Origin of the sequence: Propionicimonas sp., assembly GCF_047606205.1 — a bacterium.
Lineage (GTDB): Bacteria > Actinomycetota > Actinomycetes > Propionibacteriales > Propionibacteriaceae > Propionicimonas.
Window position 1 is genome coordinate 1 of the sequence record NZ_JASGES010000236.1, and the last position, 8,129, is coordinate 8,129.

The 8,129-nt window shown below is 70.6% G+C and carries 9 protein-coding genes; 2 read left to right on the plus strand and 7 right to left on the minus strand.

Going from position 1 to position 8,129, the window contains the following annotated elements; genetic code table 11:
* The first annotated feature begins 252 nt into the window (after window positions 1-252).
* Window positions 253-633, plus strand: a complete 381-nt coding sequence (locus QM633_RS14765; RefSeq protein ID WP_415154527.1) for a globin — start codon at window positions 253-255, stop codon at window positions 631-633.
* An 89-nt stretch (window positions 634-722) separates the two neighbouring features.
* On the opposite strand, the gene QM633_RS14770 is transcribed toward QM633_RS14765, so the two are convergent.
* The 6 genes from QM633_RS14770 to QM633_RS14795 form a co-directional block, all read right to left on the minus strand.
* The gene (locus tag QM633_RS14770) at window positions 723-1,568 is read right to left on the minus strand and encodes a hypothetical protein (RefSeq protein ID WP_415154528.1); all 846 of its coding nucleotides are present in this window, start codon (window positions 1,566-1,568) and stop codon (window positions 723-725) included.
* A gap of 156 nt (window positions 1,569-1,724) precedes the next feature.
* Window positions 1,725-2,879, minus strand: coding sequence for an MGDG synthase family glycosyltransferase (locus tag QM633_RS14775; RefSeq protein WP_415154529.1), 1,155 nt, complete (start codon window positions 2,877-2,879; stop codon window positions 1,725-1,727).
* A gap of 78 nt (window positions 2,880-2,957) precedes the next feature.
* Window positions 2,958-3,476, minus strand: a complete 519-nt coding sequence (locus QM633_RS14780) for a GNAT family N-acetyltransferase (protein WP_415154530.1) — start codon at window positions 3,474-3,476, stop codon at window positions 2,958-2,960.
* 86 nt (window positions 3,477-3,562) lie between these two features.
* Window positions 3,563-5,368: an ABC transporter ATP-binding protein gene (locus QM633_RS14785; RefSeq protein WP_415154531.1), complete on the minus strand. Its 1,806-nt coding sequence runs from the start codon at window positions 5,366-5,368 to the stop codon at window positions 3,563-3,565.
* Between the two features lie 65 nt (window positions 5,369-5,433).
* The gene (locus QM633_RS14790) at window positions 5,434-6,597 is read right to left on the minus strand and encodes a DUF3048 domain-containing protein (protein ID WP_415154532.1); all 1,164 of its coding nucleotides are present in this window, start codon (window positions 6,595-6,597) and stop codon (window positions 5,434-5,436) included.
* Window positions 6,598-6,754: 157 nt separating this feature from the next.
* Complete coding sequence (locus QM633_RS14795) at window positions 6,755-6,955, minus strand: hypothetical protein (RefSeq protein ID WP_415154533.1); 201 nt, start codon at window positions 6,953-6,955, stop codon at window positions 6,755-6,757.
* A 116-nt stretch (window positions 6,956-7,071) separates the two neighbouring features.
* Here QM633_RS14795 and QM633_RS14800 point away from each other — a divergent pair, with 116 nt between their 5' ends.
* Entirely contained in the window at window positions 7,072-7,656 is a 585-nt protein-coding gene (locus tag QM633_RS14800) for a TetR/AcrR family transcriptional regulator (RefSeq protein WP_415154534.1), read from the plus strand.
* Here QM633_RS14800 and QM633_RS14805 read toward each other — a convergent pair.
* On the minus strand, window positions 7,644-7,946 hold the full coding sequence (locus tag QM633_RS14805; protein WP_415154535.1) for a Dabb family protein: 303 nt from the start codon (window positions 7,944-7,946) through the stop codon (window positions 7,644-7,646). The two genes, QM633_RS14800 and QM633_RS14805, sit on opposite strands and share 13 nt — an antisense overlap.
* Window positions 7,947-8,129 lie beyond the last annotated feature (183 nt).

An 8,129-nucleotide genomic window follows, 5' to 3' on the forward strand; every position in this document is an offset into this window, starting at 1 on the left:
CCACGGCGCCACCCGCGGAGGGCAGGCGGAGTTCGGTCGCCTCCCGGACCGGGCGGGAGGCCGCGGTCTGGGCGCGCGGGTCCGGTGGCGGTGGGGGCGGGACAGCGGCTGCGGTGCCGGCCAGGACCGCGACGGCGGCGAGGACACCCGCCAGCCGCACCCATCCGCTCACGCGTCGACGGTAGCCCGAGCCGGGGGGTCGGACCAATCCGGCTGATCCGCGGACGCCGCCACGCCGTGCAGAATGGACCGATGGAACCGGAAGCCCCGCTGTACGAGCGCGTCGGCGGACACGACACCTTCGTCCGGCTGGTCGCGGAGTTCTACCGCGGCGTCGCGTCCGACCCGCCACTGCGCGCGCTGTACCCGGAGCAGGACCTCGGGCCGGCCGAGGAACGACTGCGCCTGTTCCTCGAGCAGTACTGGGGTGGTCCGCACACCTACTCGGAGACGCGCGGCCACCCGCGGCTGCGGATCCGGCACGCCCCGTTCGCGGTCACCCCGGACCTTCGGGACCGCTGGCTGGCCCACATGAACCATGCCCTGGACAGCCTCGATCTCGCCGAGCCCGAGCGCACCGAGTTCGGCGAGTACGTGACGCGAGCCGCCGCCTTCATGGTGAACAGCTTCTGAGGCCGCCGGGGTTCGCGACACCCGCGGAGGTCCGCCCTCGCGTCCCGGCGCTCGGCCGGCCTCCTGGTCCGATGCCCCGCGGTACGCCGTCAGCCTGCCGTCGGGGTGGCGGCGCCCACCGGCTGCGCGCTGGCAGTGCCGGTGGCGGTCGCGGTCGTCGTGGCCGTGGCGGTCGCGGTCGTCGGCGCCTGGGTGGTCGGATCCTGGGTCGCGGTCTGGGTCGCGGTCGGAGTGGCCGACGCCGTGGGCGTCTGGGTCGCCGTCGCGGTCGGGCTCGACGTGGGCGTCGCGGTCACCGTGACCGTCGGGGTCGGCGTGCTGCTCGCCGAGGGCCGCACGACCTGGGACACCGTGGTGCCACCCTGGCCGTCCAGCGCCCGGCCCAGGCCCAGTTCGAGCACGGTGATCACGGCGAGGCTGACCAGGAACATCGCCCCCGCGGTCAGCGCCATCACCTGCCAGAGCCGCTTGTGGCTCTTCTTCTGCTCCGGCTGGCGCGGGACCGGGGCCAGATCGACCCGGGTCTCGTCGTCCTCGCCGCGGAAGATGCCGTCCTGCACATCCGCCAGCACCTGGGTCGGCACGCTGTCGGGCGAGGGCCGCGCCGATGAGGGCGGCTCGCCGCCGTCCGCGGCCAGCCCCTGGGTGGCGTCCGGGTCGTAGTGCTCGTCCCCGCGGACCTTCTCGTAGCCCCGCTGGATCGCGTCGCTCACCCTCCGGTGGGTACGGTCGATCCCCGCGCTGTACAGCGTGCCCGCGACGCCACCGATGATGCTGGCCACCGCGGCACCGAAGACCGTGCCCGCGACGCCGAGCTGGGAGCCGATCACCGCCGCCGTCGACGCCGCGAGCGCGCCACCGATGATCTGCGGCAGGGAGAAGTTGACCCTGATCGGTTCCTTCTCCTCGGCCTCTTCCTGCTTCTCTTCCGTCACTACCTGCGTCACATCCCTCGAAGATCTACCCCAGCGAGGGTAGCGAACCGACCCCAACAGGGCCTGTGAGCGGACTGAACGAGGCTCAGGGACGCCTCCCCGCCGAGCGTGGGTCACCTGGTCGGGCCCGGGATCGGCGGTGGGGATTCGCAGGGGTCAGGAGGTGACGCCGACCTGGTCCGCGATCAGCCTGGCGATCTGCCTGGCAGCGTCGGGCTTGGCGGCCCTCCGGCTCGCCGCGGACGCCGCGGCCCGCGCGTCGGGGTCCTCCACCCAGCGCCGCACCGCATCCACCACCTCGCGCGGACGTGGCGTCCACACCCCCGCGCGCAACTGCTCGACGTAGCGGACGTTTCCGTCCTCCTGGCCGGGGAGCCGCGCGTACAGGGCCAGCGGGAGGCCGCTGATGAAGGCCTCACTGATCGTGCCCGGGCCCGCCTTGGTGACCAGCATGTCCGAGGCGGCCATGAACTGCGGCATCTGGGTGGTGAACCCGTAGATGTGGGCCGGCATTCTCCAGTCCACCGCCTCCAGGTCGGCCTTCAGCTCGGCGTTGCGTCCACAGACCACCACGAGGGTGGCGTCGAGGCGGGCATCGTTGATCGCCTTGGCAACCCGCTTCAGCGGGCCCATCCCGTCCCCGCCGCCGACGAGCAGGATCACCGGCAGGTCGCTCCGCCAGCCCATCCTGGCCCGCCACCGCTCGCGGTCGACCTGCGGGTGCGAGAAGCGTGCGGCCACCGGCAGCCCGATGACACGCAGGTTGCCCTCGGCGATCCCGAAGCCGATCGCGCTCTCCTTCGCCTCCTGGGTGGGTACGACGACCAGGTCGGCGCGACGGTCGTACCACAGCGCGTGGGCGGAGACGAGGTCGGTCACCACGGTGATGAACGGACGCGGCGAGTGCCGCATCGCCCGCATCAGGTGGGTGTTGACCAGCGGGTGCACGGACACGATCAGGTCGGCCGGGTTCTCGTGCAGCAGTCGCCGGGCGCCCCTGCGCACGTACGGGTAGGAGATCTGGGTGACCGCCCTGGCGCGTCCGCGGCTGTCGAACGCCTTGAAGGTGAACCCCCACGCCTGCGGCAGCCGCGACATCGGCGGGTAGATCTCGGGCGCGAACCGCAGCGGGCTGGGGTAGTAGTCGCGGAAGAAGTCGACCATTCTGGTGTCGAACCGCCCGGGGAACTCCTCCTCGAGCGCCTCGATCATCGCCTCCGTCGCGGAGCGGTGGCCGCCGCCGGTGTCCGAGAACAGGAACAGGATGCGCTTCCTGGGCCGGGACTCCGAGGCCCCGAGCTGTTCAGTCATTCGTGCTCCGTCTGGGAGGGCGCCTCACGGCCCTGCGTTCAGACAGCATGACACAGCGGACGGGATGTGGTCGGACAGTCACCCGGGAGCGAGCCTCTGGAACAGCAGGTGGTCGGTGTAGCGGCCGCGGATCTGCAGGTAGGCGGGCGCATAGCCGAACCGGCTGAAGCCGTTGCGGTGCAGCACCGCCTGCGAGCGGACGTTGTCGGGGATCGTCCCCGCCTCGAGCCGGTGCAGGTGCAGGTCGCCGAAGGCCACGTCCACGATCTCGGCCACGGCCTGGGTGGCGTAGCCGCGCCCGCCCGCCTCCTCGGCGAGCCAGTAGCCGACACTGGCCGACTGGAAGGCGCCACGGACGATGTTGTTCAGGTTGATCCGTCCCACCACCGCGCCGGCGTCGTCCAGGATCACCCGTGGGTGCATCGTCCCCGCCGCGTGCCTGCGCAGCGAGTCCGCGACCGCGTCCGCCTGGCCGGCGGCGGTGAAGTAGCTGTCCGGGCGCACCGGCTCCCACGGCTCCAGGAACGCCCGCGTCCGGATCAGGACCTCCGCGAGCACGGTCGCATCGGAGCCCTCGAGAAGCCGCGTCCGTCTCACCCGGAGCATCCTGCCACGCCCCCGGTGTCCGCCCCTCCACCCGGGCCGGGTCCCCGCCCGGCGCCGGAGGGGGCCCGTGGTCCGGGTCAGCCGAGGATCTCGTAGCGCTGGAGCTGCTTGCGGCCCGCCTTCGTCGCCGCCCCCTGCAGCGCGAGCAGCTCCGCGTAGATGCCGCCGGTCGCGGCCAGCTCCGCCGGCGTGCCGACCTCCTCGATCCTGCCCTCGCGGAGCGTGATGATGCGGTCGACCGAACTGATCGTGCTCAGCCGGTGGGCGATGATCAGCGTCGTGCGGTCGGCCATCAGTTCCTCCAGGCCCTCCTGCACGAGCCGCTCGGCCTTGGAGTCCAGCGAGCTGGTGGCCTCGTCCAGCACGAGGACGGGAGCGTCCTTCAGCAGCGCGCGGGCCACGGCGATCCGCTGCTTCTGGCCCCCGGACAGCTTGACGCCCCGCTCTCCGATCTCCGCCTCGTAGCCGCCGGGCAGCGCCGAGATGAACCCGTGCGCATGCGCCCGCCGGGCCGCCGCCACGATCTCCTCCGCACTCGCCTCCGGGCGGCCGTAGGCGATGTTCTCCCTGATCGTCCCGGAGAACAGTGACGGGTCCTGGAACACCACGCCGACCTGCGCGCGCAGTTCCGGCAGCGGGATCGTGTCCGCGGAGCGCCCGTCGACCACCAGCTCGCCCGCGGTGAGCGGGTACAGCCCCAGCAGCAGGCTCGCCAGCGTGGTCTTGCCGACGCCCGACTCGCCGACGAACGCCACCCGCTCACCGCGATCGACCCGGAAGCTCACCCCCTTGAGCACCTCGGTGTCCCCTGCGTAGCCGAAATGGGCGTCCCTGAACTCGACGATCGGCTCGCCGACCGCCGTGCGGGGTTCGTGCGGACGCGGGGTCTGGGCGGCAGCGACCCGGCCGGTGGTCTCGACCGGCTCGTCCATGACCAGGAAGTAGTCGCGGCACCCGGTGATCGCCCGCTGCGAGGAGTCGACCAGGAAGCTCATCCCCTGGACGGGCTGGCGGGCCAGGCTGACCAGCTGGATCAGCAGCACCATCACGCCGAGGGTGAACTGCCCCGAGATCGTCAGGCCGAAGATGATCGCGTAGATGGCGAAGAAGATGACGTTGAGCGCACCCCTGCGGACCACGTCCATGCGGTGCCAGTACGCCGACTGCTCTCGGGTGAGGGAGATCGTGGCGTCGTAGTGGGCGCCGAAGTGTGCGAGCTCGCGCGCCTCGGCGACGAAGCTCTTGACCACCCGGATCTGGCCGACCACCTCGGCGAACCGGCCGCCGGCGACGTCGAACTCGGTGTTCTTGGCGATCTCGAGCCGCTGCCAGCGCCTCGAGGTGATCGCGGTCAGCCACGTGAAGATCGGGTACACCGCGACCATCAGCAGCGCCAGCCACCACGAGTACCACGCGATGATCGCCAGCGCGGCGAACAGCGTGATCAGCATCGGCAGGAAGTTGTTCGCGAACATGTTCAGGAAGTTCGCCGTCTCGGTGATCGAGCGCTGCAGCCGGGAGATGATCGTCCCGGTCAGCTCGGAGTCGAAGTACCGCTGCGGGAGCCGCAGCAGCTTCTCGAAGTAGTTGCGGGACAGGATCGAGCGCAGGCGCAGCGCCATCACGTCCCCGATGTACCCGCCGACGTTGGTGATCAGGGTGTTCGCCAGGTCCACCAGCAGGAGCAGGAACGCCAGCCACACGACGGCCGGTACTCCGCCGCCGGCGCCTGCCATGGACGCGACCACCTCGTCGGTGGCCGCCTTCACGATGAACGGGATGGCGAGCCCCGTCGAGGCCACCAGGATGCCGGCCACGACGATCGCGGCGTAGGCGGGCAGCAACTCTCGGGCGACGCCGAGGATCCGGACCATTGATCGCACCGGGCGACCCTATCCCCCGAGCGCCGCCGGCACCGTGCTGCGGCGTCCCCCCGCAGGAGGCTGGACTACCCCTTGATCGTGATCTTCGAGGTGGTGTTGGGCAGTTCGACGAAGGTCTGGCCGGGCGCCATCTTCAGCGGGGTGCCGTCGTCGAGGGTGAACTGGAACACCTCGTTCACCTCGCCCTTCGTCCAGGTCCCCTTCACGTACGCGCCACCGTTGGCGTAGTAGAAGGTGCCCTTGGTGTTGATGATCATGTGGATCGGCTCGTCGTGCCCGCCGTAGTGGGGCACCACCTTGCCGCTGGAGTAGATCTTTCCGAAGGTCTGCTTGGCCTTGATCACCAGCACGTTGTCGCAGGAGACGCGGGTGCCGTCGGCGAGGACGTGCTTGCCCCACGGCATCGAGCGGAGGTAGCGTCCCTGCTTCTTGCTCCACGTGTAGCTCATCGGGTAGGTGTTGCCCTTCTTCCAGGGCACGCTGATGAAGGTCGCCGCCTTGCCGGCCACCGCGGTACTCACCTCCTCCTCGGAGGACGCCCACGGGAAGTACATCTGCTGGGGGCCGTCGGAGAACTTCTTCGTCTGCTTGGCGAGCACCTTCGGATGGCAGGCCACGGCGCGGTCGTAGTAGGTGATGCCGTTCAACGTGCGGACCCGGTTGCCGAGGATGCTGTACGACCCGGTGCCCTTGGTGGCCATGTACGACTTGTTCCAGACCAGGTACTGGCTGAACTCCTTGGCGTAGTCCAGCACCCACGGGAAGGCGCCGGTGTTGCCGATGATCGCTGTGATCGGGCTCAGCATGGGAATGTCCACGGGGCGGATCGAGCGGACCGGGTTCACCGTGTCGGCGAACTGGGAGTGGAAGATCGGCACCAGCCGGGTGCCGGACTGGCCCACCGCCGCGGGGTAACCGTCGAGTTCCACGTAGACGATGTCGGCCTTGTCCAGGCCGATCTGGGGGTGCTCACCCTGGTTGTCGGGGACCTTCACCGCCACCGCGATGTGCTTGGCCGCGTCCTCGTTCTTCAGCACCCTTCCCGTCAGCGGCCAGCGCGGGGTGGAGTCGAGTGTCGCGGTCGGGGACGCCGACGCGGACTCGGCGGGCGTGGTCTCCCCCGTCGGGGTCTGGGTCTGGGCAGGTGCCTCGGTGGAGCAGCCCACCAGGGCGGCGCCCGCGACCCCTGCAGCGCCCAGCATCGCTGCGCGACGACTCACCGGTTCCATGGATTCCTCCGTCGTGCTGATGGCCGCCGCGGCAGCCGGGAGCCCGTCGCCCCCGCACAATGGTAGGGCCGGCCAGAAGCCCGTCCCGCCAGCACTCGCCTCCGGGCCGGACTCACCCCGGATTCACAGGCTTCGGGAGACGCGGTGGGAGCGGCCCTCAGGCGGCGTCGGCCTGCGCGTCCGCCGCGCACTCCGGGACCGGCGTCCTCAGCAGCGTCAGCTCCGCCTCGGCCGGACGCGGTGTACGCGCGACCTGCGCGCTGCGGAGATCCTGCACCCTCAGCCGGGTCCAGGCGCCCCGCTGCTCCGCCTCCAGCCGGATCCAGCCGTTCATCGTTCCCCAGGGCATCGCGCTCATCGTGGGCGTCCTTCCGTGTTAGTGATCTCTTACATTGTAAGAGCGGGATAACATAGACGGCAAGAGGCTATGTATGATCGGCCTTACATCAGGTCGAGGAGAGGAGTTGGTCCGGAATGGGTTACCACCACGGAGACCTTCGTGCCGCCCTGATCGACGCCGGCACCGCACTGGTCGCCGAGGGCGGGCTGCCCGCGCTCTCGGTGGCCGAGGCCGCCCGGCGCACCGGCGTCAGCGCCGCGGCGCCCTACCGCCACTTCCCCCGTCGCCAGGACTTCGTCGTGGCCGTGGCCACGAAGGCCGCCCAGGAGCTGGGTTCGGCCATGCGCGAGGCCGTCGATGCCGCGGGCGACGACCCGGTGGAGGCGGTCGCCGCCGCGGCCGCCGCCTATGTCCGGTTCGCCGCCACCCGGCGGACCGGCTTCGACGTCGTCTACGCGCCGGAGCTGCGCGGCGTCCATGACGAGGAGTTGCGCCACGCCGGACGAGCGGTCAGCGACCTCATCCTGCTCCGCGCCATTGACGCGACCGGTGGAGACACCGGCGCCGCGGTGGACTTCGTCCCCCAGTTCATGGTGGTGGCGCACGGTGCCGCGTCCATGAACGTGGTCGGCTTCTTCACCGACCTCGACGCGGCGTCCGACCTGGCCCGGCGGACCGTGCGCAGCCTGCTACGGTCCGCGTCCGCTCAGACCTCGTAGTCGACGCAGACCCGTTCGGTGGCCACCGAACGGATGAAGGTCGCCACCTGCACGTGCTCGGGATGGGTCGCGTAGGCCTTGAGCGCCTCCGGCGAGGAGAACACCGAGTACAGAACAAGGTCGTAGCTGTGCTCGAACGGGTCGACCGGGATCACCGGTTCCAGTTCGACGATGCCCGGCACGAGACCCTTCAGACCTGCGAGTCGGTCCCGCACGTCGGCGAGGTTGGTCTCCTTCTCCCGCCCCTCGGCCTCGTCGGCGAAGTTCCACATCACGATGTGCTTGATCACGGCGCCAGCCTACGCAGCCACCTCGCCGACGGCACGCCGGGACGGTGCCCCCGACCGGCGCTCACGCGTCGTGGCGGACCAGGTCGAGCAGGTCGTGCCAGGCCTCGATCTTGGTGCGCTCGCGGCCGCGGATGCCGCCGCGGGCGATCTCGGCGGAGTCGATCCGTCGCCAGTCCTCGAACG

Excerpts from the sequence above, each read along its gene's own strand:
- QM633_RS14765 (WP_415154527.1), top strand. The coding sequence starts at position 253 with ATGGAACCGGAAGCCCCGCTGTACGAGCGCGTCGGCGGACACGACACC.
- QM633_RS14775 (WP_415154529.1), bottom strand. The coding sequence starts at position 2,879 with ATGACTGAACAGCTCGGGGCCTCGGAGTCCCGGCCCAGGAAGCGCATC.
- QM633_RS14790 (WP_415154532.1), bottom strand. The coding sequence starts at position 6,597 with ATGGAACCGGTGAGTCGTCGCGCAGCGATGCTGGGCGCTGCAGGGGTC.
- QM633_RS14795 (WP_415154533.1), bottom strand. The coding sequence starts at position 6,955 with ATGAGCGCGATGCCCTGGGGAACGATGAACGGCTGGATCCGGCTGGAG.
- QM633_RS14800 (WP_415154534.1), top strand. The coding sequence starts at position 7,072 with ATGGGTTACCACCACGGAGACCTTCGTGCCGCCCTGATCGACGCCGGC.